Below are 23,721 nucleotides of genomic sequence, written 5' to 3' on the forward strand. Positions count from 1 at the left end.
GATCGGTAAGAACTTACGCGTCGAGCAGCTTTTCAAGTTCGAGCTTGTTGTTAGCTAATTCAGGACGCTCGGAGAGAATAACCATCAATTTCAGACGAGTCTTCGCCGTTGAAAGTTCTCCGCCGTGAATGGCGCCGTTATTGCGGCTGTCGGTTACCGAGCCGGGATAGGCATAGACCTGGTAAGGACGTCCGCCGGGAGTACGAGTGGAGATCACGACGACAACGCCTTTATCGCTGGCGTCTTTAATGCCGGGCTCTAAAACTGCCGGGAGGTTGCCGCGTCCGAAGCCTTCCAAAATGATGCCTTTGCAGCCCTGAGCGACAGCAAAATCAATGTACTCTCTGCCGACGCCGGTCTGTCCGGTAACGATATCAACGCGTGCGGTCAAAGCTTTGGGACTGAATGTCTGGCGGCCGATTGGTTCACGTCTGAAGACGACTCGGTCGACATCACAGTAGCCGATGGGACCCCACCAGGGAGATTCGAACGTTGCCGGGTTGGCGGAATGTGTTTTGCGGACCTGTGCCGCGGCATGAATGGTTTCATTCAGAAGCAGCAGTACGCCTTTGCCTCTTGCCTCATCGGAAGCGGCAGTTTTTACCGCGCAGTAAATGTTGGCAGGACCGTCAGGACTTGTATCGCCGGCTCCGCGCATTGCGGCGGTGAGAACAATCGGTTTCTCACTCTTATGCAGCAGATCAAGCATGTAGGAGGTTTCTTCGACTGTGTCGGTGCCGTGTGTGACAACAGCGCCCGCGACTCCGTCTTCTTCCAGCGCTTTTTCAATCATTGCGGAAAGATCGAACATTTTCTGCGGAGTCATTGCGCAGGAAGCGTGGTTTGAGAACTCGCGCACTTCAACGTCGGCGAGTTTTTCCAGACCGGGGACGGCCGCAGCCAGATCGGCGCCGCTGACGGCAGGAACCAAGCCGTTCACAGCAGGATCAAATTTCATGGCGATTGTGCCGCCGGTTGTAAATACAATAACTTTTTTCTTTTCTGACATTTCTTTCTCCAGGGGAAACAAACTAAAACTTTTCTGCGACAGTGCTGTAGAGCCTGCTCGCCGCTTCAAGATTCCGATTAATGATCGGAACGGATTCAGTACAGATTCGGACGTAGCGATCGACATCCTCGAGTGAAAGGGTCGGCTGAACAACCTTCTGCAGTTCTTCTCGAGGAATGAAGAGACTCAGCACGCAGGAGCTTCCGGGTATACAGCCGACGCCGCCCATTACTTTGTGAATCTCTTCACTCATGAATGTGATGCCGCCGAGGTCCTCACTGCAGAAACGATTGAGTTCGGCTGCAATTTGAACTTTTTCTAAAGCGCTGCTGCTTTCATCGAGTTTCTTAGCCAGCGAGCCGATATAAACAGCGTTCTCGTGAGTGAGCCCTCGCATTGCGTCAGGACTTCTTTTCAGCATTTCCGGCCGATAAAGGACCGGATAGCCGAGCATCTCGGCAGCTTCTTTTACGCATTTCGCGACAATCGGATTGTCATCCTGCTCATTGCCGCGTACAAGGAATGTATTTTCTGAAATCTCATCTGAGACCGGTTCGGCGCACACTTTGCCTTCAATCACTATGCTCGGAATTTGATCAAGCCGCAGTCTGTGCATGATTTCTTTTTTGCCGAATAGATTGACATTGCCTTCAATGTCCTCATTCGGTCCGATTCCGCCGATGCTCGCGTTGGAGAGCGCCAGCACAGAGGTCGGAAAGCCTCCCGCTTCGATGACGGTACCGAGAATTTTGCCGCAGTTGCCTTCAATCTCTTCCTCCCCGTAAAGAAATTGATCAGGGAAGGACTTCGCGAAAGAGTCCATTGAAGCGTTAGCAATGGCGGTCTGCAGAGCGACCGGTACTTCCATTGCGCCCTGTCCGAGAATTCGCCCGAAGCAGCGCACGGCAAGTGTTTGTGAGTTGACGGCTTCGGCGCCGATAATTTGCTGCGCAAGACGTGCCTCATCGGGCGTGATGCCGCGTCTTGCAAAGGCTTTTCCTATGCCTCCGCTTTTTGTGGTGACTTCAAAATAAGCTCCATTTAAACCTGTTCTCGCGCTTACCGAATCGATGCGCAGATCAATATCAAAGGTTTTCTGAAGCAGTCGGATAACGCATGAGAGACCGCCGGAATCGTCCTGCACGAAACCTTGGTGACTGTTGGCATGTCCGCAGCCGGCATGTCCGACGATACCGCAGGTACCGAAAGCAGATTTAGATGGAGAAAGTGCTGTCATGATCAGTATGGGGGAGTCAAAAGACTCCCCGTAATTTAAATTAGAAAACTGTTAAAGCAAGCGTAATGCAGAAAGCAACCAGGCAGCCGAACAGGATGGACGGACGCTGGAACAGGTTGGCCTGCTTGAGGTTGGAGCCGGGAACTACCGGAATGACTGTCGCAAGAGCGGCAACCGGACCGCCAGTCAGGAAGTACTGGATCAGGGATGCGCCGGAAGCAGCAGCGAACGCGGCGGCGAACGGATCAGCGCCGGCACCGAGAACAACCTGAAGGAACGGAACTAGAACAGCAACAGAAGCGGCATAAGACTGAGTCATAAAGCCGGTGATGAAAGCGACGGCAAACATCGCAACGACCGGAGAGAAGGAGAGCAGCGGGCCGGCAAAGGTAGAGATGGTGTCTACTAAACCGACCTGTTTGATAACCGTACTCATGAAAAGGAAACCGATCGTGGCAACCAACGGAGTAGCAATCAGGCCGACACCGTTCATCATGTTCTGCTCGGAAGTCTTCATGTTTTCATGAGCAAGGATCATAACAACAAGAGCGGAAACCAGGCTGACGAGGAAAATCGGAAGACCCATAATAAAGCCGACCAAAAGGATCAGGAACGGGAAGAAGGCCTTGAAGGAAGTCGTCTTGTATTCCTTCGCGTTGATTTCTTTCATAACTGCGATTCTGTCTTCTTCCGAAACGGTAACGCCTCTCTTATGCATGTCGAGAACGACACGAAGGGCAGACATGAAGAAGATTGAGAGAGATGCGATTAAGCCGAGAACGTTGAAAAGACCGTAACCAATGCCGGCGGTTGCTAAAATGGCGACTTGGGTCGGGTGTGTAAAGCCGGCTAAGTTGCCGATGTGGCCTGCGTGAGCTTGAATACCGGCGACTTTGTTCGGGTCAACGCCGAGGCGGACTGCAGCAGGGCCGGTAATGACGGCTGTGATAACAGGCTGAGTGAAACCGGTCAATGCGCCGATCACGCCGGCAGCGATACCGCCCGCGGTACAAACGCCCGGACCTCCGCCAAGTTTGTTGCCGCAGCGCACGATGTCGCGAACGATCACGTCAAGGAAGCCGGTCGCCTGCATAATGCCGATGAACAGCAGGATGCCAGTCATGTCCGCAATGACGGGATTCAAACCGGAGTTAATCATTTTTGCAACCGTCATCGGAGCGTTTCCTGCAAGCGGGAAACCGGCAACGATGGCCGAAATGGCTGCGCCGGTGATAGCCGTAATGTAAATAGGCGTTAGGCCGGTAATCATTACGACTAGCGTCAGAACCATAAGGCACTGAGCGATAATCATTTGAGTTGTCATAGAGTTTTCTCCTAGGGTTATGGAAATTTAGCTTTCCAATTTCTATGATTCACTCAGGAAGTTACAATTCGATAAATTTGTCTTTTTGGAAAATTACAAAAAAATTACAAAGACTAGAGATTTTCCCTTAGTTCAGTCTGCTTCAGAGCTGCAGAGAATGTAGCCGACACTGGAATAAGAGGAGATGATTCCGCCGTCCAACCCCGCGGCTTCCAGTTTGCGTCGGATACGTGCAAAAGTGACGCGCAGGTACTGGACTTCGCCCGTGTACTCATCGCCCCAAACACGACGCAGCAGCCTTTCATGAGTGAGAACTTCGCCTTCATGACGAACAAGTTCCTGAAGAAGACGAAATTCGGTGTCCGTAAGCTTTACTGCAGTTTCGCCGACAAAGCATTGTCTTTTTGAAGGCTGCAGATGGATTTTCCCTGACTTAAGTGTCTGCGAATCCGCATGCGTATATGGAACGGTCGATCGAGTGCATCTTCTTAGAACAGCACGAATTCTTTCGAGCAGTTCCTGAAGATAGAACGGTTTGGCGATGAAATCGTCCGCGCCGATTCTGAAGCCTTCAATAACAGTCGGTCGCTCATCTTTTGCAGAAAGGATAATGACTGGAGTATTGGAGAAGGCTCTGAGTTTCCTGAGGAAAGTCATTCCGTCCATTTCCGGCATCATAAGGTCAAGAAGGATTAAGTCCGGTTTCTCGGCGGCTCTTTGGAAGATTTCCAAACCCTGCTGACCGTCGCCCGCAGAAACGACGTCGAATCCTTCCAGCTCAAGGTTGGCTGCAACAAGTCTTCTGATTTTGCTTTCATCATCGATGATGAGGATTAGTGGTCTGCTCATAATATTTGAGTTACAAGTGAAAGCGTAGTTTAATTGTGATTCCTTTACCGCTGTGACACTCAGCCCAGATCCTTCCTCCGTGGGCTGCCATAATGCCTCGGCAAATCGCCAGACCTAGGCCGGTTCCTCCGACTTTTCTGCGGTTGCTCATGTCCACTTGATAAAAAGTATCGAAAATCTTTGACAGATGTGTCGGCGGGACTCCGACTCCGTTGTCTGAGAAAGAAACCTCGATTTCTTTTCCTTTCAGAGAGGAGCTGACAAGACAGATCGGGGAATCCGAAGAACGGTATCGGGCCGCATTATCCAGAATGTTGATGAACACCTGAAGTATCCTGTCTTTGTCAACCAGAATACACTGAGCGTCTTTGTCGATATTGGTCTCAATCTTCAGATCCGGGTAGTGCTGCTTCACAACTTTTTCTGCCATGCGCAGCAGCACGCCCAGAGACTGGACCTTCGGACGAATCACTAAAGCGCCGGCTTCGATTCTTGACACATCAAGCCAGTCGGAAATGAGATTCTGCAGCCGTGTACTTTCAGAAAGCATATCGCCGATCAGTTCTTTTGCGTCCTCCGGCCTGCCGTTTGAAATCATTCGATCAAGCGTTTCTGCCTGAAGACGCATTGTGGTGATCGGTGTTTTTAGTTCATGAGCCACGATGGACACTAAGTTCCCCTTCATGCGCTCGATTGACATCTCCTTTGAGATGTCGCGAATAATAAGCCCCATTCGCTGACCATAGCCCTGAAAGTGGGGAACAATGAATGTTGAGATCTCCAGGAAAAAGTCTGAATCGGTCTTGCTGACGAGTCTTCTTGTGACGCCGGGTTCATGCGGAATAAGGTGTGCTTCATCTGCGTTTGCTGAAAAAAGGGTCCTAAAGCCCTCTGAGAGATAAGCCTCAACACTATTTAACGGCGTTTGCTCAGTAATGCCGAGTAGGTTTTCCGCCTTTTTGTTAAAGAAAAGAAAACTGCCTGATTGTCCGATAAGGATGACTCCTTCGCTCATGGATTCCATTAATGCGGTGAAGCGGGAGTGATCGACTTTGATGGAACGAAACATATTTTCGTTGTCGAGCACAATGGAAATCGAACGCGCAAGACGAAGAATCGAGGAAAATACCGAGGCCTGTTCCTGCCCCGGAACCGTTGCAAAACAGAGATAGCCTAGGACTTCATTTGCCGAAGATTTGACGGCGATGTAGTTTTCCGCATTCGGTATTTTTTCCGCGTCTGTGAAATAGAGCACTTCCAGGGATAGGATTTCTTTGAATCGTTCAATCGTCTTGCCGATAACGATTTTTGGCGGTTCTTCCAGCGGAGCAAGCAGCAGCTGCAGGCTCTTCAGCTCTTCGTTTCTCTTGTTGAGTGAAGCCGTTCGAAGATTGACCTGTTCGGTCAGCGTTTCGTTGGACAGCTTAAGTTTTTCCTGGCTGCTGACTACGGCCTGCGCCAAACTTTTGAATTGTTTGGAAACGGTCTGCAGCTCAAGCGGTGCGTATTTAAATCTTTCCGCAGATGGTGTAACCACTCGGTTGTTTTTTTTGAATTCCTCAAGCTGCTCAATAACGCATTCGACGCTGCGCGTAAGTCGCGTCCCTAGGAAAGAGCCGACGACGAATGTGCCGATCAGGCCGAGAATAAGAAAAGCTCCGGAGGTTAAAAGCGATGATGAGAGCTGTTCATCTCTAACAGCGACCGGCTGCCCGACGACAAGCAGCCATCCGGTCGCTTTAACTGAAGAGGCCGATAAAACCTGAGAGTTGTTGCGAACCTGATCGGTTCGCCATAGCGGATGCGGAGAAAGAAGATGAGATCGGACAACTGACATAAAAGCTTCCGTCGGAACGAACGGAGCGTATTGTTTTTTGGTGTTCAGGGATTCCTGAAAGATGCTTCTGTTGTTATTTGTGAAAAGCTGAACCGTGAAAGGCTCGGAGCGAATCGTTTCAGCAATGATTTCGGAAAACTTTTTTTGAGAGATGCATCCCTGAAGAAGCAGCTTCTTTCCGCTTTTCTCCGTGACGGGTTCTCGAATGCAAAAATTACCTCGATCGTCGACGCGGATGAAAGATTTTTTTTTGCCGATTGGAGCTGCATCGGCAGAAGAAGGACTTTCAATTTCATGAGACTCTTCTGAATTCAGAACAGAGATATCAAAAAGTTTTTGATATTTAGCGCTCTCTCCGAAAAGAGCTTCAGTGCTCCTGACCGGGATATCTTCAGCTCGGATGATATTTCCGCTTGTCTTTAGGAAATTAGCAAGGCTGTAAATTTCTTCGGAAATTCGATTGGACAGCTGCCGAGTGATTTCAATCTGACGCCAATCATTGATTTCTGTGGCATTCATCAGCTGACTGAAATGCATGAAACCGAGCATGAACAGCGGAGTTAGCGCCGTCCACGCAAGCGCTCTGGTTAGGTAGCCGCTGAAGTCTTTCTGAATAACATTTTCTTCTACTTTGACATCGACTTCTGTTGGAAGCGGAACAGAGAAATTCTTTGGCTTATCGGTCATGTTGCTGTTATCTGCGTCTTCTGAGGAGGAATTTCGGAAGAGGCCCCGGAGCTGAGTTCAGACGATATTATTCCAATTTTCAGAGCGCACGCCAAAATATTTGCCTAGGGTCGTTTCTCAAAGGCAAAAAAAACCGAAGCCGAAGCTTCGGTTTTTACCCAAAGTCTGAATTACTTCAGTTTGGTTTCTTTGTAGATCACATGCTTACGAGCAACCGGATCGTACTTAGACATTTCCATTTTGCCACTCTGATTACGTTTGTTCTTCGTGGTTGTATAGAAATGGCCGGTTCCAGCAGTGGAAGCCAGCTTGATTTTTTCACGGATTCCTTTCGCCATGGTGAACTCCTATTAGATTTCGCCGCGGGCGCGAAGGTCCGCCAGAACAGCTTCAATGCCGTTCTTATCAATCGTACGCAGTGCAGCGTTTGTAACTCTCAAACGAACCCAGCGATTTTCGCTTTCAACCCAAAAACGGCGGTACTGCAGATTGGGCATAAAGCGGCGCTTGGTCTTGTTATTCGCGTGCGAGACGCGATTGCCAACCATGGGAGCCTTGCCGGTGACTTGACACACTCGTGCCATCGCTAACTCTCCAGAATAATAACTGTTATAAAACTTTCCTCGCGCCGAAAAAATACGCTCGGGGAGGACCAAAAACCGAGATTATACTGACTTTTTTCTCTTTTTGCACAAGACAGTTAGAAATATCCTCTGAAAGGCACTGAGGAAAATGCTTTGCGAGCTCTCGCTGTGCAGTCGATTTAAAGGCCGGCAGGCCTGTCGGCAGAGCTGAGTGGTGTTTATTTTTTTTCACATCTTCTTGCAAAGATGTGCGGACAGAAAAGACGATCGGTACGAAACAAAGATCGTCAGATTGAATATGATATCTGAACATTGAATACTCAGAGTGGAAAGATGAAGATTCTTCTTGCGGAACCCAGAGGCTTTTGCGCGGGCGTTGACCGCGCGATCGCGATTGTCGAAAGAGCATTGATTGTGCACGGCGCGCCAATCTATGTGCGGCACGAAATCGTGCACAACAAACATGTGGTCAGCACGCTTCGTGAAAAAGGCTCAATCTTTGTAAACGAAGTCTCGGAAGTCCCGGACGGCTCTGTTGTGGTTTTCTCGGCCCACGGCGTGCCTAAAGCGGTGGAGGAAGAGGCTCGCTCAAGAGATCTCATCATCTATGACGCGACTTGCCCTCTTGTCACTAAAGTGCACGCTGAAGTCAGCAAAATGCATCGAGGAGGCTACCAAATCGTGATGATCGGACACCGCGGCCACCCTGAAGTTGAAGGTACGGTCGGTCAGGTTCCTTCCGCGATTGAAGTCGTGGAAAAGCCCAAGCAGGTCTGGGATCTGAAAGTCGAAGATCCGGAAAAAGTCTCTTATGTCAGCCAGACAACAATTTCATACGACGACGCCAGACGGGTCATCGATGAATTAAAGAAGCGCTTCCCTAAAGTTGTAGAACCTAAGAAAGCGGATATTTGCTATGCGACGCAAAATCGTCAGGATGCGGTTAAGGCGCTCGCAAAAGAGGTGGACCTGGTCTTGGTTGTGGGCTCTAAATCCAGCTCGAACTCCAACCGCCTTCGGGAAGTTGCCGAAGGCGCCGGTGCAAAAGCTTATCTGCTTGATGATGCCGAGGAAATCGATTCAACATGGTTTGAAGGCGTGGAAAATGTCGGGATTACCGCGGGAGCAAGCGCTCCGGAAATTCTCGTAGAGGAGATTGTCGACAGACTGAGAGACTTGGGCGCCGATGAGGTGAGAACGCTTGGCGGAACGCCTGAAGATGTCAAGTTTCCGCTTCCCAAAGGACTCTGGCAGAAAGATGTGGACAATGCCGCAAAAATACCGAGTGCGCAGATCTCCGCGCCGTTTGGCAGTATTCGAATGGATTTTCAGGACGGACAGCTTTCCCGAGTCAGTCTGAGCACTCAGCCCTGCGAGACCAATCTGGATCAGTACGGAAATCATCCGGCAGTCAAAGCGCTTCAGAAGTATTTGAGCGGCGATATCGCTGCGGTAAAAGGCTGGAAGCCGAGTGTGGGTGGAACCGCTTTCAGACAGAAAGTCTGGAAGGTGATCTCTGAAATTGAACCGGGCGAGACAATGACGTACGGAGCGCTTGCCGAGAAAATTCATTCCGGCCCGAGAGCGGTGGGTGGAGCCTGCGGCGATAATCCTCTGCCGATCTTTGTTCCTTGCCACCGAGTGGTCGGTAAGGGCAATTCGGGCGGCTTTAACCATAAAGCCGAAGATGTTTCGATTAAATTATGGCTCTTGAATCACGAAAAACATTACAGTGGAGCTTCAAGTGAGTAAGAAAGAACATGTATCGGCCACGCCGGCAACTGTTTGGCTCAAAAAAAACGGAGTCCCTTTCGAAGAGGGTGTTTATGAGTACATTGATCACGGCGGCACGGAACAGGCTGCGAAATGCTTCGGAGTGGATGAACATCAGGTCGTGAAGACACTCATTATGCAGGACGAGCACGAAAAACCTCTGGTTATCCTGATGCACGGAGATCGGGAAGTTTCAACAAAGAATCTCGCGCGACAGGTTGGCTGCAAGCATATTGAACCCTGCAAGCCCAATATCGCTGAAAAGAATTCCGGCTATCAGGTGGGCGGAACGTCCCCATTCGGCACAAAGAAACACATGCCGATTTATGTCGAAAAAACGATCCTTGATCTGCCGTTCATTTATATCAACGGCGGAAGAAGAGGATTTAATGTCAAGATTCAGCCTTCAGTGCTGACAGAAAAACTTGGCGCAGTCCAAGTGGAATGCGCCATCGAGAAATAACTCAGTTGTAAATCATGCCCTGCCGGACTCTTCAAGTGACCAGCGGGGCTTGATTGAAAAGCCATCCTCTTTTTCGGAAGCGCCTTCCGAAATCTCTTTCAGATGCGCGGCTGCGGCAGCCGCGATCATTGCGCCGTTGTCCGTGCAGAGCGCGGCCGGCGGGAAGTAAACCTTAACGCCTCTTTTGCCGCAGGCTGATCTTAAAGCCTCTCTCAGCTGCTTGTTGGCGCTGACGCCGCCCGCGACAACCAAAGATTTATACCCGTAATACTTGAGCGCGCGCAGGCTCTTTGCAACCAAAACTTCTGTCACTGAATCCACAAACGCTCTTGCCAAGTCGTTCTTGTACTCATCGGTCAGAGGACCGCTGTGTTTGCGGATGGTGTTCATGACTGCGGTCTTAAGACCGGAGAAGCTGAAGTTGCAGTCGGGCGAATGAAGCAGAGGGCGCGGCAGGTCGATGACGCCGGACTGTCCCATATCCGCCATTGCCGAGACTGCAGGACCGCCCGGATAAGCCTTGCCAAGCGCCTGAGCAGTCTTGTCAAAGGCTTCGCCGACCGCATCGTCAAGCGTCTCTCCTATGACGCTGTACTCACCGAGCCCTTTGACTTCCATGAGCTGGGTATGACCGCCGGAAACTAAAAGCGCGATAAAAGGAAACTTCGGTGGATTGTCCGACAGCAGCGGAGAGAGCAGGTGTCCTTCCAAGTGATGGATGCCGATCACGGGAACTCCGAGCGCAAATCCGATGCCGTGCGCGACAGAATTGCCGACAAGGAGTGCTCCGGCTAAACCCGGGCCCTCGGTAACTGCAACGGCGGAAAGGTCGGACGGTTTTTTGCCGGCTTTGTCCATCACCGCGTTGATGAGCGGGATGACTCTTCGAATGTGATCTCGGCTTGCGAGTTCCGGTACCACGCCGCCGTAAAGACGATGCATCTCGATCTGAGAGTGCAGAGCGTCGGCAAGCAGTCCTTTTTCGGGATCGTAAAGCGCTACCCCGGTTTCATCACAGGAAGATTCAATTCCTAGTATCAGCATCTCTTTTATCAATGTAAGAAGTTAGACAGCAAACATTCTAAGACGCTCGCTGTCGGATCGAAAGACCAACGCGCTATTTCTGAAGCGAGAGATAGATTCCTCTGGTGACCTGCGCAAAACTCTTCGGCTTGTTCGGAAGGCTTGGGAGAAGGTCACGTACGCCGGTACAGATTTGCTCGTAATCCTTAAAGGCCGGGACGCTTGTCGAGGAGCACTTGATTCCGTGACGCTCAAGGAACGCTCTGCTCGGAGTATCTAAAGGGAAATATTTTTCCGGTCGGATCCAATACATGCCGATGGTTAGATTGAATTTAATGCCGTACTGATGTGCGGTCATCTCGTCAAACTGCACTCCGACACAGCTCTCGTCGTTAAGTACGGAAATAAAAAACTGCCAAAGATTGTCAATGTCTTTCTCAGTCTGTCCGTCTTTGAATCCGAAAAACATGGAGTTTTCATTGCTGAGCGGCGGAATGCCGTGGTAGTTATGCGGAACCGGCTCTTTTAAGCCGAAAATCCTTTTAAAGGCTTCGGCGGTTTCTGTCTTTTTCTTCTGACTGATGTGTCGATTCAGGATGCCGAAAACAGAAAACGGATCAATGTCTTTGAGAGGCTTGCGCTCGGGATCATGCAGATAACCAGTTTCCGCAGGCAGCGCTTCATAGAGTTCTTTAAGCAGGGCTGCCCGTTTGTTTTGATAGGAACAAAGCGCTCTAGCGGCAGCGGGATAAAAAGCACACCATGAGTAATCATTTAAATCATCCATCAGACGCTCCTAATTCAGTGACTGCCGTACATTTTGGCGGCCGAGGAAGTGAACATCGGAACTTTCAACCCATTTTGCACATAAAAACAGAGCGCTTTCTGCCTTCATACTGCTCAAATATTGTTACTTTTCGGACGGTTGTTGCGGCAAAGAAATTAAAAATGCATTAGAATTGTCCTCTTTCGAGTATGGGAGCGTATTTTTGCTCAACGCATACTCACAGTAATCTTTTAAACAGTTTTTTAAGTTTAGGTGCTAGATGCCCACAATCCGTGTTAAAGAAAACGAACCTTTTGAAGTCGCTCTTCGTCGCTTTAAACGCACGATCGAAAAGAGCGGTCTCCTGACAGAACTCCGCGCTCGTGAGTTTTATGAAAAACCCACAGCTGAACGCAAGCGCAAAAAAGCTGCCGCTATCAAGCGTCACTACAAGCGTCTTCGCAGCATGATGCTCCCGAAGAAGCTGTACTAATCGGCTTTTAGTGAGTTTTATTGAGAGAAGGCTATGAGTATTAAGGATCAGATCACTTCTGACATGCGCGACGCGATGCGCGCTCATGAGAAGGAAAAACTGAGTGCCTTGCGTATGCTTCTTTCTTCAATTAAACAGAAAGAAGTGGATGGGCAGATCGTTGCCGATGACGCCGCGATCCAGCAGATTATCGCAAAGCTGATTAAGCAGAGAAATGACTCTGTTGAGCAGTACACTAAAGGCGGTCGTGAAGATTTGGCCGCAAAAGAGGCTGCAGAGATCGAGTTTTTTAAGGTCTACCTTCCGGCTCAGCTTTCAGATTCGGAACTCGAAGCCGTTATCGATGAGGTTCTGGCAGGCGCCGGACTCGGCGGAATGGCTGCGATGGGTAAGGCAATGGGCTTGGTGAAGCCCAAAGTCGCAGGCAAAGCTGATATGGGCAGAGTATCTGCCTTGATTAAAGCAAAGCTGACTCAGTAAGTCCGATCTCATAAATTAAAGCCTCGAAGGTTTTTACGCCGACGGGGCTTTTTGTTTTGTCAAAACGATAGGTTGCGGGCACGGTGCTCGGTAAAAATAGGAGTTTGAATTGATATCGCAGACCTTCATCCGAGAGCTTTTGGAACGGGCGGATATCTATGAGGTTGTGAACCGCCGAGTGCCGCTGCAGTCCAAGGGTGCAAACGGCTGGGCCTGCTGTCCTTTCCACAACGAGAAAAGCCCGAGCTTTTCAGTAAGCAGAGATAAGCAGATATTTCATTGCTTCGGCTGCGGAGAACACGGCAACGCGATCGGCTTCATTATGAAGTACGAGAATCTTCCGTTCCCGGACGCTGTGGAGAAGCTTGCCCAGGAATGCGGAGTGAAGGTTGTCTATGACGGTAAATCGACTTTCAACCGAAATCCGGAGAAACCGAGACTCACGGATATCATGGAAAGGGCTCAGAAGTATTACCGTAATCGCTTCCTGGACAATTCCGCGGCCCAAAAGTACATCAAAGACCGAGGACTGACAGATGAAACGCTTGAAAAATTCGGCATCGGTTTTGCGCCCGACGGCTGGCATAACCTTGACTCGGTCTTTTCCCCTGATGACAGAAAACTGCTGATCGACGCCGGGCTGCAAAGAGAAGGGAACGGCGGCAGTTTTTATGACTTCTTCAGAAACCGTCTGATGTTCCCGATCCGCAACATTCGCGGACAAATTATCGCCTTTAGCGCCCGAACCATGATTGGCGAGGAGCCTAAGTACATCAACACAGGCGACACCCCGATCTTTACTAAAGGCAAAGAAGTTTTCGGCCTCTACGAAGCGCGAAGAAGCATTCAGGAAAAGAAACGCGTCATTGTGGTTGAAGGTCAGATGGACGCCATTCAGCTTTCGCAGGCCGGCTTCGGGGAGTCCTGCGCTCCGTTGGGGACGGCGATACGATCCGAACATGTGGAACGTCTGCTGAAAATGACGGACCACATTATATTTTCTTTCGACGGCGACACGGCCGGTCGTAAGGCGGCGCTGCGCGCGATGGATATTTGTCTTCCGCTTCTGGAAGACGCTCAGAAAGCGGTGTTTGTCTTCCTGCCGGAAGGAGAAGATCCGGACAGCCTTGTGAAAAATCAGGGTCCGGAAGCGTTTGAGAAGCTGATATCTCAGGGCCTGCCTTTATCGAGTTATTTAATTGAATCGACCTCCCGAGGGTTGGATTTGTCTATTCTTGAAGACAAGGGTGCTTTTCTCGATGCGGCCGCTCCTTATATTCGTAAAACAAAAAGCGTGCTGCTGCGCGACGGACTGATTGAACGAATTGCAACGGCTGCCGGATACAAAGATACAGATCAGCTGGCACGCTATTTCGGATTTGAAAAAGTCGCGCCGATCGCTCCGAGACCAAGCGGTTTCAGAAACGGCGCATCAGTCCGATTCGGCAAAGGCGGGTTCGGTGCGCAAAGATTCAATACCCCGAGTTCGGGTAAGACGCTTCCGCCTAAACCTGAGACACCGATCCTTGTGCTTTTGCGGAATTTTCTGCGCTATCCCCAACTCGCTCTGGAATTTGAGGGGGCTGCTACCGAGCATCTCAGTTCCGGAGAACTCGGACCGTCAGATAAAATTTTTAAGGTACTGCAGAAGATATGTCAGGAAGATGATAACGGCGATTCGCTTCTGTCTTCTCTTGGCGGACTTCCGTCTCCCTCAGAGGAGGAAGTGTTTGAATCCGAGATGGAGAAAATCAGAAATATTCTCCAGACACTCCTGCTTGCTGACGGCGAAGATAAGGATATTAAAAGCGCTTCTGAAAGAGGCAGAACTCTGCGCACACCTTTAAGTCTTGCTCGACTGGAAACCAAAAGAATATTTCTGCAGATTGAATTTGAAAAGGTGGAGCAGCAGCGAAAGGCGCTGTGTTCAGGTAATTCGCTGACACAGGAGCAGCGTCAGCTTTTCCAGTCACTGCTTGGCGTCAATAAGCAGCTGAGCCAGGAAATAAGAGATACTGACAGAAAAATTAACGAGGAACTGACGTTTAGGACAAGGTAAAAAAATGGAGCTTGGTGTTCTCGGATTATTTATTGCAGTTCTGATTCTCTGTCTTGCGACAGGTTTTTCGATTGTATATGCGCTCTTGTTTGGCTTTTTGCTGTTTTTCCTTTTCGGTCTTCTGAAGGGTTCGTCGGCTAAGGTCCTTCTCAAGGCTTCGCTTGATAGTGTGAAGAAGGTTTCGACGATTATTATCGTCATGCTGTTAATTGGCGCATTAACGGCTTCGTGGAGAGCTTCCGGAACCGTCGCTCTTCTAGTGAGCTATGCGTCCGAAGTCGTGACGCCTCAGGTCTGCCTTTTTTCAACTTTTTTGCTTAATGCGCTTCTCAGTACACTCATTGGCACTTCCTTCGGTACGGCTGCCACCATGGGCGTGGTAACGATGACGATGTGCGTTTCCATGGGTGTTTCTCCTCTATGGGCCGGAGGCGCGGTCCTTGCCGGAGCCTTTACCGGAGACAGATGTTCTCCCGTGTCGACAAGCGCTCAGCTGGTTTGTTTGGTGACGTCGACGGACCTGTATAAGAATATGGCGCTGATGGTCAAGACCGGTTGGCTCCCCTTTACGGTCAGCTCTCTGATTTACTTGGCAGTTGGTCTTTTCTCCGACACAAAGTCCGCTTCCGTTGATATTTCCTCCGTTTTGTCACGAGAGTTTGTTCTGAATTGGTATTTGCTGATTCCGGTTTTTGTCATGTTTGGGCTGGTCGCCCTGAAGAAGGATATCAAGATAACAATCGCCGCCTCGATTGCCGCTGCATCGGCTGTTTTTATGACAGTGCAGGGCGCCGACTGGATGAGCACGGCAAAGATGCTGGTTTACGGATATCAGTGCCGCGATGCGCAGGCCGGAAGCCTTATGGACGGAGGCGGGCTCGTATCGATGGTCCAGGTCTCGCTGATCATTATGGTTTCCTGCACCTATGCGGGGCTTTTTGAGCAGACCGGGCTTCTTAAGCATATCGAGGGGCTTGTCGCATCGCTTGCCGCACGAAGCGGAAAATACACAGCGATTGTTTTTACCGCATTTCTAACTGCGGCGATTTCCTGCAATCAAATGCTTGCGGTGATCCTTACAGAACAGCTTTGCAAAAAGATAGAACCGGATAGACAAAAGATGGCGATCAGTCTTGAAGATACTGCGATCGTGATTCCTCCGCTTCTGCCGTGGTCGATTGCCGGAGCGGTTCCGGTTGCGACAATCGGGGCTCCTCAGACCTGCGTGGTGACGGCGCTTTTTCTATTTCTTCTTCCCATTTTCGGGATTATTCGGCACAGTTTTTCACGAATAAGTGGAAGTACTAGTTGCAGGTAATGATATAATCGAGGCACCGATTTGTCGGTAACATTGTTTATACGCCCAGGAGATCGTGGAAAGATCGGAGGCGTTTAAAAGACACCGGATTGCTGAAGAGGTTAGAAGGGAAGATCGGCGAAAAGCGCCGCACTCTATGACGAAAGCCCATGCTCTTCTCGTTCCGGTTTTTCGTGCGAATAAATGTGAACCTGTGTAATGACGAAGTGCATTATAGGGGCTTTTGCGTTTCTTCAGCGCGAAATTTCATTTTGATGGGAACATCAAAAGGGTTGAACGATGGCAACTGCCAAAAAAACTACAACTGCAGTAAAAAAGACAGCAACAGCAAAAAAGACCGCTGTTGAGAAAGAAACCAAAACCGCTGCCGCAGCCGCGACAGTGAAGAAGACCGGCACTAAAGCTGCCGCAGCTAAAAAGGCTCCTGCCAAGACCGCCGCTGCTAAGACGAAAGCAGCTGCCGCAGCTCCGGCAGAGACGGTAAAGACCGAACCAGCCAAGAAGGCTCCGGCGGCTAAGAAAACAGCGGCCGCGAAAACGGCTTCTGCAGCCGCTAAGACAGAGCCCAAAACAACGGCAGCAAAGAAAACAGCCGCAGCAAAGAAAACTGCGGCCAAAACAGCCGAGGTAAAGGCTGAAACAGCAGCTGAAGAAAAACCTGCGGCTAAGAAACCTGCCGCAAAAAAGACAGCAGCGAAGAAAACAGCCGCAGCTGAGTCGAAGACAACGACAAAGAAGACGGCTGCGAAGAAAACTGCTGAAACAGAAGAAGCCGCAGCAGAGAAGGCAAAGCCGGCAGCCAAAACAAAGGCCGCAGCTAAACCTGCCGCCAAACGCGGTCGTCCGGGTCGTAAGCCGAAACAGGAACACAATGAAGACGATTTAGTCGGCGATTCTGACGACGATTCTATTGATGAAGAAGTCGCCATTGCCGAGTCTTATGTTCCTCCCGCGTCGACTCGAGGCAGAGGCAAAGCCCGCGACAAAGCGATGAAAGAAGCTTTGAACCGCAGCTATGCCAATCACGTCGAAGACGACAAAGAAACTCGTCTGAACAAGTTAAAGGCTCTTATCCGTATGGGTAAGGAGCGTGGTTATCTGACTTACTCTGAAGTCAATGACCACATGCCGGACAACATCGTTGATTCCGATCAGATTGATTCAATTATTTCGACACTTGCCGACCTGGGTATTCAGGTTTATGAACAGGCTCCGACAGCGGATGATCTTCTGATCGGTGATTCTGTTCCGACAGCAAGCGACGATGCCGCTGAAGAAGAAGCGGAAGCCGCTCTTGCTACGGTGGACAGTGAATTTGGCCGTACAACCGACCCTGTCCGCATGTACATGCGTGAGATGGGCTCGGTTGAACTGCTGACCCGTGAAGGCGAAATCGAAATCGCTATGCGTATTGAGGATGGTCTGAAACACATGGTTCATGCGATTTCCGGCTGCCCGACAACCATTGTTGCGATATTGGAAGATGCGGAGAAGGTTCGCAACGGCACCATGCAGATTGATCAGATCGTTGACGGTCTGGTTGACGGTCTTGATGAAGAGGCCGGAGAGCAGGTTGCTGACGATGACGAAAGTACTGATATCGGCGCTTCCGGTATGACAGCCGGTCAGATCGACGAGCTGAAGACGGTTGTGCTGGCTAAGCTTGATCACTGCAAAGAGCTTTATGATGACTTGAAGCGTGCTTACGAGGCTGAAGGCTATCGTTCACCGGCTTTCATCAAGGCTCAGGACGGAATTCAGGAAGAGCTCCTGTCGCTTCGTTTCACTGCCAATACGGTTGAGCGTCTGTGCACGATGCTGAAGAATCAGGTAGAGACCGTTCGTAAGTACGAAAGCAGAATCTACGATGTTGTTGTCAATCGCGCCAAGATGCCCAGAGAGCTTTTCCTTAAGGAATTCCTGGAAAATGAAACCAATAAAGCCTGGACTCAGGCGATTGCCGACAGTGACAAGCCTTACGCAGCCGAAGTGAAGAGAAAGCTTCCTGAAATTCAGCAACTTCAGCAGCAGCTTGCGGATATTCAGAATTCTGTGACGCTTCCTCTGAAAGATCTGAAAGACGTCTATAACCAGATGGCGACCGGTGAAGCAAAAGCCCGCAAGGCAAAACGCGAGATGACGGAAGCCAACCTTCGTCTGGTGATTTCTATCGCGAAGAAGTACACCAACCGCGGTCTGCAGTTCCTGGATTTGATTCAGGAAGGCAACGTCGGTTTGATGAAGGCTGTTGACAAGTTTGAATATCGCCGCGGCTATAAGTTCTCAACTTATGCGACTTGGTGGATTCGTCAGGCGATTACGCGTTCTATTGCCGATCAGGCCAGAACGATTCGTATTCCTGTTCATATGATTGAGACAATTAACAAGATGAACAGAATTTCACGTCAGATTCTCCAGGAGACCGGTGTTGAGCCTGATCCTGCGGTTTTGGCTGAGAAGATGGATATGCCGGAGGACAAGATCCGCAAGATCCTGAAGATCGCAAAAGAACCGATTTCAATGGAAACGCCGATTGGTGATGATGAGGATTCTCATCTTGGTGATTTCATTGAAGACGTTGGAACCGTTGCGCCTGCGGAAGCCGCGCAGCAGTCCAGTCTTACCGAGATTACCAAAGAGGTTCTTGACTCCCTTACCCCGAGAGAGGCGAAGGTACTGAGAATGCGTTTCGGCATTGAGATGAGCACGGATCACACCTTGGAAGAGGTGGGTAGACAGTTTGACGTGACTCGTGAGAGAATTCGTCAGATCGAGGCCAAGGCTTTGAGGAAACTGCGTCATCCGAGCAGATCTGATAAACTTAAGAGCTTCATGGAAGGCGGAAGCGATTCTTAACTTCCGGAAGGCCCTATAGCTCAGTTGGTTAGAGCAGGCGACTCATAATCGCTTGGTCACAGGTTCAAGTCCTGTTGGGGCCACCAAAACACCATAAACGAAAACAAGAGAAAACAACGTAAACCAATATAAAAAACGATGAAAACCCCTGAAGATGCTACGTCTTCAGGGATTTTTTATTGTTCTAAATTTTCAAAATAAACTAAAACAATAGAAAAAAATATAAAATTGTTTAGGGGAAATTTTGGGGGCAGAGAAATGAGGTTTACGGTTAAAGCGCTGGATTGTGAGCTGCCGAATGGGAAGTATACAGATGCAGCCTCTCCCGGTTTGTGTTTTCGAGTCCGAGGAAAATATCGTAACTGGATTTTTCGACGATATTGTTCGGGTAAAGCAAGAGAGGTTGCTCTTGGCTCATATCCTAAGGTTTCAATTGCTGAGGCACGAAAAAGCGCTGCTCAGCTCTCTGGTATGAACGACGAGGAATTTCTAGCGTCTATTGAGAGAAAAAAATCATCCGGAGAGTCTCCTGCCAGACTTACATTCCGTCAAGCGGCAGAAAAATTCGCTGGCTGGAATATCGAAGTAGGGAATTGGCAGGAGTTGGATAAGGCTCATAAAGTTTTTAATGGCCGTATGCGAATGTATGTCTTTCCGGTGATAGGGGATTGTTTTCTGGATGAGATAACACCGGCATTAGTCGCTTCGATTGCTCAGCCGATTTGGCATATGCCGGATACGGTAGATCGCTGTTTGAGGTTTACGCGTCAAGTATTTAATTGGTCAATTGCTAAAAATTTGACTTCGATTTCTAATCCCGCAGATAGGACCGGCCCTCTTCAGTATTTGCTGCCACGAGAGAGACATGTCACTAAAAATCGAGGCGCTATCTCCGTTGCGGAGCTGCCTTCTCTTTTTCGCTGCATTTATGACCGTTTTGGAAAAACTGCTTCAGGCCGTTGTTTCTTGTTTTCCGTACTCACCGCAACTCGTTCCGGAACTGCTCGTTTGGCAACGTGGGAGCAGATTGATTTTGAGAATCGAGAATGGGTTATTCCGCCTGAACAGTTGAAAATGTCTGAAAACGGTTCTCTCATCGTACCGCTTCCGGAAATTGTGATTAATTGGCTGGAAGGCTTCAAGCCGGATAATGCATCGGGACTGATCTTTCAAAATAGTTTGGGAAGGGCGTTGTCTGACAGCATGGTTTCCCGACTGATTAAAGATTCAGGGGAGGGCTGGATAGATGCAGCGCAGTCCGCAAAGTTGGGGAAGCCGGTACGACCGACCTTGCACGGGGTCGCCAGAGCGACATTTAGAACATGGGCGCAAGATGATTCTCTCGGAAACGACAAGCGATTTGATCCGAGAATTGCAGAACTCTGTTTGCATCATAAGGTGAAAGACATTTATAACGGAGCGTACGAGAGAAACGAACACTTCAAGCGCCGCAGGGAAATGATGAACGAATGGGCAACTTATTGTTTCAAAGAAGTCTATGAGAGCCCATAACAGTCTAAAATGTTGATTGCAAAACAATGCAAAACTAACTAATTTTGTATTGTGGTTTTGTTGTTTTCATTCCTAAAAAGGGAGGAGGTATATGTACAAGGAGCAGACAGCAGCTCAAGTTGCGGCTTACTTCCTTTGGAAGGCGAAGCGACCAGTAAAGTACATCAAGATCATGAAACTTATGTACTTTTCCGAGCGAGAGTTTCTTTTAAGTCATGGGAGCCGACTTACTGGAGATGAACTGTTTTCATTACCGTATGGGCCGGTCCTTTCCAACACGTTAGATAGATTCCACATAATAGACTTAGATCCTTACTGGTCAAAATGGATTGAATGCAATGCACAAAACATGTTCTCTCTTAAGAAGGGGGACTTCACCATAAATTCTTTCGACCACTTAAGTGATGCAGCAATTAAGATCCTTGATAGGGTTTATGAGAAGTATGGTCGTTATGATGCATTTGACTTGGTAGATCTGACTCATACCTGTGAACATTGTCCCGAGTGGCAAAATCCTGGGAGATCTAGGTTGCCGCTTAAAATCGAAGATATTTTGAGGAATCACGGTCGGGATCAACGACAAACCGACGCAATCATGAAATCCCTGCAAGAGCAGGATGAATATGACAAATTAATTGCTGATCTGATCTCATGAGTTATACAGCAATTCGTGGCGGAACCGTCTACGGAGTTTCGGGATTTAGTGATCACCTAATCATTCTTTGCAGTGAACCGATGTTCTACCGTGTCACCGGAACTAAAGCTATTTTGAGCGTGAATGTCTCCAGTTGGTACGAGTTCTCACCAAGTAACGATGACTCATGTATTTTGAATGTTGGTGATCACGATTTTATAAAGCATAAAAGTTTCTGTCTTTATCAGCGAGCCATCCCTTTGAATGTCCTGAAGTTAGAAGATAGGGTTGTTAAAGGAGAAATGAAAGACTATGGAATGCTAAAACCAGAAGTGTTTGAAAGGGTCATCGCTGGATTTAGGAAATCTCCAGTTCTTTCTCGTGAGGCGGCTAATTTTATACAGCTTATGGAAAAGAATGGCCTAAAACTGTAAAAGGCCCCGCAGGGCCTTATTCTATGTCTACGCAGACATCTGCTGCTTTTCCCATTTGTCTAGGTCGCATCGTTTGAAACAACGAACGCCACCTCGTAAGAACGGGCGTGGAAAACCATAGTCTTTAGCGACAAATATCCGTTTTCCGTTGATTTTTCTGAAATAACCGCCAGCTACATAATTCTCCAGCGTGCTGACGGAGATCTGTAAATACTTGGCAGCCTCTGGGAATGTGAGTTTCTCAATCATTTTTCGCCTCCGTCTTGTGGTCTTTTCTGCATTTTTCTCGCACCTGCAGACTTGCTTTTAGATAGTATTGAAGGTTCTTAGGGCCGTCCTGCCACGCAATAGAGTCCTTTCCACATAATTCAGTCACTGCTCGCTCAACTCGTTTCATCAGTCCGAGAATCCAGTAAGCATCTTTCTCTGTGATGTAGATACCTCCACCGGATGATTTTTCTTTGCGATCGGCTTCACGGAGCGCTTGGTCGAGGATGTTGCATGAATCCTGATACTCGCAGACCTCACTTTCTCCGTTGAATCCGCCATCGCAGAGATCATGAAATCCGTGCCAGAGGCACTTCTGGATACGCACTGCGTCCTGATCTGTACATTCAAAACTAATGATCATTTTTTGTCTCCCCAGACTGCGTCAATGAGAACGTTTGTCTCGTTGATTGCGTCCAACAATGCGTCGTGGTTGTTTAATTCCGGCTCCCGCGTGGTAAACAATTTGTCCTCGAGGGTGGCAATATCGCGGATTTGCCAATATTTCCAGGGCGGCGGTTTTCCAATCGCCTCGTACGCTGCCTCGAGAATCGGAAAATCAAAATGTGGATGTTTGGACCAAAAATAGTGAGGAGCCGTCTTCTGCACTATCGGATTACAGAATTGATTCAGATCCTCCAGCGCGTCAGAGAGCTCTCGGTTTTCGCTATTGGCCTGCAGTCTCCTGAATTGCTCCGGGTGTTTTTCCTCCCACCAGCGCAGTGTTTCCACTCCGATCTCGTTTAATCCGAGTCTGGCGTTTGATCCCAGTGAGGCGAAAAACTCCTGTTGCCACTCTAATATTCCGTTGTACATTTTGACCGCACCAATTGAGAGGATTGGGCATCCTGGGCGAGTTCCGAGAGTCTCAATGTCAATGACAATGTGAACGGAGTTTTTGTAGTCACTGAGCATTGCGTTCCTCTAGCTCCGTTTTCATCTGACGTCCCTCAGTCATAAGACGATGAGCTAAAGCGTTGACTGCTGCTAGCTCACTTTTTTCGTCTCTAAACGGAACAAGGTCCCATAGTTTCAGAACGAACTCGAGCGCTGCCAGAACAATGCCGGCCTCTCGTTCGCTGAGGATGAATGTGTATTTTTCGCTTGTTTTCATAATCAATTGCTTTATCTGGAAACCAAAACAACCTAATCGCAAGAAGGCGGATTCTTGATAAACCCGAAGTTTTCTGCGATTTTTAACAATTTGGAGGCGGTGCTGTATGTATCCCGTTCGTTACCTGTGGCCACTCCCGTAACCAGGGCGGCAAAGATGCATTTCACAACCTCCAAATCCTCGGGAGAAAGATTTTTCCGATTCTGATTTAATGAATTCTTGACTCTTTCAAAAATTCGATAGTTCCTATCCATAATTACCTCCGCATATTGCTGCCTAGTAATTGCAGCGTTTCACCAATGATTTGTGTTGAATAATGTGTCTGGCCGTTTGAATCCTCCCAACGGTCGGTTTTGAGTCGGCCTTCGACATAGCAACTGGAGCCTTTCATTAGGTATTGCTCAGCGATCTCGGCCAGTCGTCCGAAAAACGTCACTCGGTGCCACTCGGTTGATTCGACGCGCTCGTTCCGGTCGTTTTTGCGGACGAGAGTTGTGGCCAGGGATAATTTGGCGATTTTGGTTCCGGTTTTCATGCTGTTTTTTGCAGCCATCTCCTCGATCGCGTTGTTGAATATCTCGTGGAGTTTTTTCATTTATATAAGACCTTAAGTGCCGGTCTTTCCCGGCTGCTAGGTGGGATAATTAAGGTTCCAAATCAACCATCATGTTTGCGATTTTTATCGACAGGATCCGGACACAGTCGCTCCAGAGCGTTCTGGTTGGCTGTGCATGCTGAGTTGTCATACAGCAGGTGCCGAGCTGCGCCAGTAAATCCTGGGCATCATCGAGTGGAATTTTGTGATCTGGAGATTCAATGCGCGCGATGTATTCGCGAGCGAGATGGAAAAATGTTGCGGGGTAGTTAGCGCCGGCCCACGTCAGCAGCGTTCTGGCAGCTTCAGAAAACGCAATGGCCTGCGACTCTGAGAAGAAGATAAATGGAGTATATGTTGACATGACATGAAAATAATTAACAATCGTTAATACTATATAATTTAAA

The 23,721-nt window shown here is 49.0% G+C and carries 25 protein-coding genes, 1 tRNA gene and 1 pseudogene; 12 read left to right on the top strand and 15 right to left on the bottom strand.

What is annotated here, in order from left to right; genetic code table 11:
• Window positions 1-13: 13 nt before the first annotated feature.
• From AC6I1F_RS02935 to rpmB, 7 genes are all read right to left on the bottom strand, one after another.
• Window positions 14-1,009 (bottom strand): asparaginase, encoded by a 996-nt coding sequence (locus AC6I1F_RS02935; protein WP_160334966.1) that lies wholly within the window; start codon window positions 1,007-1,009, stop codon window positions 14-16.
• Between the two features lie 22 nt (window positions 1,010-1,031).
• Entirely contained in the window at window positions 1,032-2,246 is a 1,215-nt protein-coding gene (locus tag AC6I1F_RS02940; protein ID WP_202074549.1) for a hypothetical protein, read from the bottom strand.
• 40 nt (window positions 2,247-2,286) lie between these two features.
• A complete protein-coding gene (locus tag AC6I1F_RS02945; protein WP_290432747.1) occupies window positions 2,287-3,570 on the bottom strand; it encodes a citrate transporter in 1,284 nt (427 codons plus the stop codon).
• 132 nt (window positions 3,571-3,702) lie between these two features.
• Window positions 3,703-4,419, bottom strand: coding sequence for a response regulator transcription factor (locus tag AC6I1F_RS02950; RefSeq protein WP_160334968.1), 717 nt, complete (start codon window positions 4,417-4,419; stop codon window positions 3,703-3,705).
• Between the two features lie 10 nt (window positions 4,420-4,429).
• The gene (locus tag AC6I1F_RS02955; RefSeq protein ID WP_160334969.1) at window positions 4,430-6,943 is read right to left on the bottom strand and encodes a sensor histidine kinase; all 2,514 of its coding nucleotides are present in this window, start codon (window positions 6,941-6,943) and stop codon (window positions 4,430-4,432) included.
• Between the two features lie 170 nt (window positions 6,944-7,113).
• Entirely contained in the window at window positions 7,114-7,281 is a 168-nt protein-coding gene (gene rpmG / locus AC6I1F_RS02960) for a 50S ribosomal protein L33 (RefSeq protein WP_160334970.1), read from the bottom strand.
• A gap of 12 nt (window positions 7,282-7,293) precedes the next feature.
• Window positions 7,294-7,527 carry a 50S ribosomal protein L28 gene (gene rpmB / locus AC6I1F_RS02965; protein WP_008811700.1) on the bottom strand — a complete coding sequence of 78 codons (234 nt, stop codon included), beginning with the start codon at window positions 7,525-7,527 and terminating at the stop codon, window positions 7,294-7,296.
• Window positions 7,528-7,860: 333 nt separating this feature from the next.
• On the opposite strand from rpmB, the pseudogene ispH reads away from it, so the two are divergent.
• The 3 genes and pseudogenes from ispH to ybaK form a co-directional block, all read left to right on the top strand.
• Window positions 7,861-8,784 (top strand): annotated as a pseudogene (gene ispH, locus AC6I1F_RS02970) (4-hydroxy-3-methylbut-2-enyl diphosphate reductase); the annotation flags it as partial.
• Between the two features lie 63 nt (window positions 8,785-8,847).
• Entirely contained in the window at window positions 8,848-9,279 is a 432-nt protein-coding gene (locus tag AC6I1F_RS02975; RefSeq protein ID WP_255453139.1) for a methylated-DNA--[protein]-cysteine S-methyltransferase, read from the top strand.
• On the top strand, window positions 9,272-9,763 hold the full coding sequence (gene ybaK / locus AC6I1F_RS02980; protein ID WP_160334972.1) for a Cys-tRNA(Pro) deacylase: 492 nt from the start codon (window positions 9,272-9,274) through the stop codon (window positions 9,761-9,763). The genes AC6I1F_RS02975 and ybaK overlap by 8 nt, the downstream gene beginning before the upstream one ends.
• A gap of 12 nt (window positions 9,764-9,775) precedes the next feature.
• Here ybaK and tsaD read toward each other — a convergent pair whose 3' ends face one another.
• The gene (gene tsaD, locus AC6I1F_RS02985) at window positions 9,776-10,807 is read right to left on the bottom strand and encodes a tRNA (adenosine(37)-N6)-threonylcarbamoyltransferase complex transferase subunit TsaD (protein ID WP_160334973.1); all 1,032 of its coding nucleotides are present in this window, start codon (window positions 10,805-10,807) and stop codon (window positions 9,776-9,778) included.
• Window positions 10,808-10,880: 73 nt separating this feature from the next.
• Window positions 10,881-11,573, bottom strand: a complete 693-nt coding sequence (locus tag AC6I1F_RS02990; RefSeq protein WP_160334974.1) for an AAA family ATPase — start codon at window positions 11,571-11,573, stop codon at window positions 10,881-10,883.
• A 259-nt stretch (window positions 11,574-11,832) separates the two neighbouring features.
• On the opposite strand from AC6I1F_RS02990, the gene rpsU reads away from it, so the two are divergent.
• The 9 genes from rpsU to AC6I1F_RS03035 all read left to right on the top strand — a co-directional run bounded on the left by rpsU (window position 11,833) and on the right by AC6I1F_RS03035 (window position 21,338).
• On the top strand, window positions 11,833-12,045 hold the full coding sequence (gene rpsU, locus AC6I1F_RS02995; protein WP_008811706.1) for a 30S ribosomal protein S21: 213 nt from the start codon (window positions 11,833-11,835) through the stop codon (window positions 12,043-12,045).
• A gap of 33 nt (window positions 12,046-12,078) precedes the next feature.
• A complete protein-coding gene (locus tag AC6I1F_RS03000) occupies window positions 12,079-12,525 on the top strand; it encodes a GatB/YqeY domain-containing protein (RefSeq protein ID WP_160336029.1) in 447 nt (148 codons plus the stop codon).
• Window positions 12,526-12,634: 109 nt separating this feature from the next.
• Complete coding sequence (dnaG, locus tag AC6I1F_RS03005) at window positions 12,635-14,584, top strand: DNA primase (RefSeq protein WP_160336028.1); 1,950 nt, start codon at window positions 12,635-12,637, stop codon at window positions 14,582-14,584.
• Between the two features lie 4 nt (window positions 14,585-14,588).
• Window positions 14,589-15,902: a Na+/H+ antiporter NhaC family protein gene (locus AC6I1F_RS03010; protein WP_160336027.1), complete on the top strand. Its 1,314-nt coding sequence runs from the start codon at window positions 14,589-14,591 to the stop codon at window positions 15,900-15,902.
• Between the two features lie 279 nt (window positions 15,903-16,181).
• Entirely contained in the window at window positions 16,182-18,758 is a 2,577-nt protein-coding gene (gene rpoD / locus AC6I1F_RS03015) for an RNA polymerase sigma factor RpoD (protein WP_160336026.1), read from the top strand.
• A gap of 9 nt (window positions 18,759-18,767) precedes the next feature.
• Window positions 18,768-18,844 (top strand) — tRNA-Ile (locus AC6I1F_RS03020).
• 172 nt (window positions 18,845-19,016) lie between these two features.
• Window positions 19,017-20,270 (top strand): tyrosine-type recombinase/integrase, encoded by a 1,254-nt coding sequence (locus tag AC6I1F_RS03025; protein ID WP_290432748.1) that lies wholly within the window; start codon window positions 19,017-19,019, stop codon window positions 20,268-20,270.
• 91 nt (window positions 20,271-20,361) lie between these two features.
• Entirely contained in the window at window positions 20,362-20,925 is a 564-nt protein-coding gene (locus AC6I1F_RS03030; RefSeq protein ID WP_160336024.1) for a Panacea domain-containing protein, read from the top strand.
• Window positions 20,922-21,338 carry a hypothetical protein gene (locus AC6I1F_RS03035; RefSeq protein ID WP_160336023.1) on the top strand — a complete coding sequence of 139 codons (417 nt, stop codon included), beginning with the start codon at window positions 20,922-20,924 and terminating at the stop codon, window positions 21,336-21,338. The genes AC6I1F_RS03030 and AC6I1F_RS03035 overlap by 4 nt, the downstream gene beginning before the upstream one ends.
• Window positions 21,339-21,365: 27 nt before the next feature.
• On the opposite strand, the gene AC6I1F_RS03040 is transcribed toward AC6I1F_RS03035, so the two are convergent.
• The 6 genes from AC6I1F_RS03040 to AC6I1F_RS03065 form a co-directional block, all read right to left on the bottom strand.
• On the bottom strand, window positions 21,366-21,587 hold the full coding sequence (locus tag AC6I1F_RS03040) for a helix-turn-helix domain-containing protein (protein ID WP_160336022.1): 222 nt from the start codon (window positions 21,585-21,587) through the stop codon (window positions 21,366-21,368).
• The gene (locus tag AC6I1F_RS03045) at window positions 21,580-21,969 is read right to left on the bottom strand and encodes a hypothetical protein (RefSeq protein ID WP_160336021.1); all 390 of its coding nucleotides are present in this window, start codon (window positions 21,967-21,969) and stop codon (window positions 21,580-21,582) included. The genes AC6I1F_RS03040 and AC6I1F_RS03045 overlap by 8 nt, the downstream gene beginning before the upstream one ends.
• Window positions 21,966-22,520: a 3'-5' exonuclease gene (locus AC6I1F_RS03050; protein WP_160336020.1), complete on the bottom strand. Its 555-nt coding sequence runs from the start codon at window positions 22,518-22,520 to the stop codon at window positions 21,966-21,968. The genes AC6I1F_RS03045 and AC6I1F_RS03050 overlap by 4 nt, the downstream gene beginning before the upstream one ends.
• On the bottom strand, window positions 22,510-22,719 hold the full coding sequence (locus AC6I1F_RS03055; RefSeq protein WP_160336019.1) for a hypothetical protein: 210 nt from the start codon (window positions 22,717-22,719) through the stop codon (window positions 22,510-22,512). The genes AC6I1F_RS03050 and AC6I1F_RS03055 overlap by 11 nt, the downstream gene beginning before the upstream one ends.
• Before the next feature lie 256 nt (window positions 22,720-22,975).
• The gene (locus AC6I1F_RS03060) at window positions 22,976-23,314 is read right to left on the bottom strand and encodes a single-stranded DNA-binding protein (RefSeq protein ID WP_290432749.1); all 339 of its coding nucleotides are present in this window, start codon (window positions 23,312-23,314) and stop codon (window positions 22,976-22,978) included.
• Between the two features lie 49 nt (window positions 23,315-23,363).
• Window positions 23,364-23,678 carry a hypothetical protein gene (locus AC6I1F_RS03065; protein WP_290432750.1) on the bottom strand — a complete coding sequence of 105 codons (315 nt, stop codon included), beginning with the start codon at window positions 23,676-23,678 and terminating at the stop codon, window positions 23,364-23,366.
• Window positions 23,679-23,721 lie beyond the last annotated feature (43 nt).

Source organism: Parasutterella sp. St.1A3, assembly GCF_059728705.1.

What these genes read in the sequence shown, in the direction of transcription:
- AC6I1F_RS02935 (WP_160334966.1), bottom strand. Translation starts at nt 1,009, where the DNA reads ATGTCAGAAAAGAAAAAAGTTATTGTATTTACAACCGGCGGCACAATC.
- AC6I1F_RS02940 (WP_202074549.1), bottom strand. Translation starts at nt 2,246, where the DNA reads ATGACAGCACTTTCTCCATCTAAATCTGCTTTCGGTACCTGCGGTATC.
- AC6I1F_RS02945 (WP_290432747.1), bottom strand. Translation starts at nt 3,570, where the DNA reads ATGACAACTCAAATGATTATCGCTCAGTGCCTTATGGTTCTGACGCTA.
- AC6I1F_RS02950 (WP_160334968.1), bottom strand. Translation starts at nt 4,419, where the DNA reads ATGAGCAGACCACTAATCCTCATCATCGATGATGAAAGCAAAATCAGA.
- AC6I1F_RS02955 (WP_160334969.1), bottom strand. Translation starts at nt 6,943, where the DNA reads ATGACCGATAAGCCAAAGAATTTCTCTGTTCCGCTTCCAACAGAAGTC.
- rpmG (WP_160334970.1), bottom strand. Translation starts at nt 7,281, where the DNA reads ATGGCGAAAGGAATCCGTGAAAAAATCAAGCTGGCTTCCACTGCTGGA.
- rpmB (WP_008811700.1), bottom strand. Translation starts at nt 7,527, where the DNA reads ATGGCACGAGTGTGTCAAGTCACCGGCAAGGCTCCCATGGTTGGCAAT.
- AC6I1F_RS02975 (WP_255453139.1), top strand. Translation starts at nt 8,848, where the DNA reads ATGGATTTTCAGGACGGACAGCTTTCCCGAGTCAGTCTGAGCACTCAG.
- tsaD (WP_160334973.1), bottom strand. Translation starts at nt 10,807, where the DNA reads ATGCTGATACTAGGAATTGAATCTTCCTGTGATGAAACCGGGGTAGCG.
- AC6I1F_RS02990 (WP_160334974.1), bottom strand. Translation starts at nt 11,573, where the DNA reads ATGGATGATTTAAATGATTACTCATGGTGTGCTTTTTATCCCGCTGCC.
- rpsU (WP_008811706.1), top strand. Translation starts at nt 11,833, where the DNA reads ATGCCCACAATCCGTGTTAAAGAAAACGAACCTTTTGAAGTCGCTCTT.
- AC6I1F_RS03000 (WP_160336029.1), top strand. Translation starts at nt 12,079, where the DNA reads ATGAGTATTAAGGATCAGATCACTTCTGACATGCGCGACGCGATGCGC.
- AC6I1F_RS03010 (WP_160336027.1), top strand. Translation starts at nt 14,589, where the DNA reads ATGGAGCTTGGTGTTCTCGGATTATTTATTGCAGTTCTGATTCTCTGT.
- rpoD (WP_160336026.1), top strand. Translation starts at nt 16,182, where the DNA reads ATGGCAACTGCCAAAAAAACTACAACTGCAGTAAAAAAGACAGCAACA.
- AC6I1F_RS03025 (WP_290432748.1), top strand. Translation starts at nt 19,017, where the DNA reads ATGAGGTTTACGGTTAAAGCGCTGGATTGTGAGCTGCCGAATGGGAAG.
- AC6I1F_RS03030 (WP_160336024.1), top strand. Translation starts at nt 20,362, where the DNA reads ATGTACAAGGAGCAGACAGCAGCTCAAGTTGCGGCTTACTTCCTTTGG.
- AC6I1F_RS03035 (WP_160336023.1), top strand. Translation starts at nt 20,922, where the DNA reads ATGAGTTATACAGCAATTCGTGGCGGAACCGTCTACGGAGTTTCGGGA.
- AC6I1F_RS03040 (WP_160336022.1), bottom strand. Translation starts at nt 21,587, where the DNA reads ATGATTGAGAAACTCACATTCCCAGAGGCTGCCAAGTATTTACAGATC.
- AC6I1F_RS03045 (WP_160336021.1), bottom strand. Translation starts at nt 21,969, where the DNA reads ATGATCATTAGTTTTGAATGTACAGATCAGGACGCAGTGCGTATCCAG.
- AC6I1F_RS03050 (WP_160336020.1), bottom strand. Translation starts at nt 22,520, where the DNA reads ATGCTCAGTGACTACAAAAACTCCGTTCACATTGTCATTGACATTGAG.
- AC6I1F_RS03055 (WP_160336019.1), bottom strand. Translation starts at nt 22,719, where the DNA reads ATGAAAACAAGCGAAAAATACACATTCATCCTCAGCGAACGAGAGGCC.
- AC6I1F_RS03060 (WP_290432749.1), bottom strand. Translation starts at nt 23,314, where the DNA reads ATGAAAAAACTCCACGAGATATTCAACAACGCGATCGAGGAGATGGCT.
- AC6I1F_RS03065 (WP_290432750.1), bottom strand. Translation starts at nt 23,678, where the DNA reads ATGTCAACATATACTCCATTTATCTTCTTCTCAGAGTCGCAGGCCATT.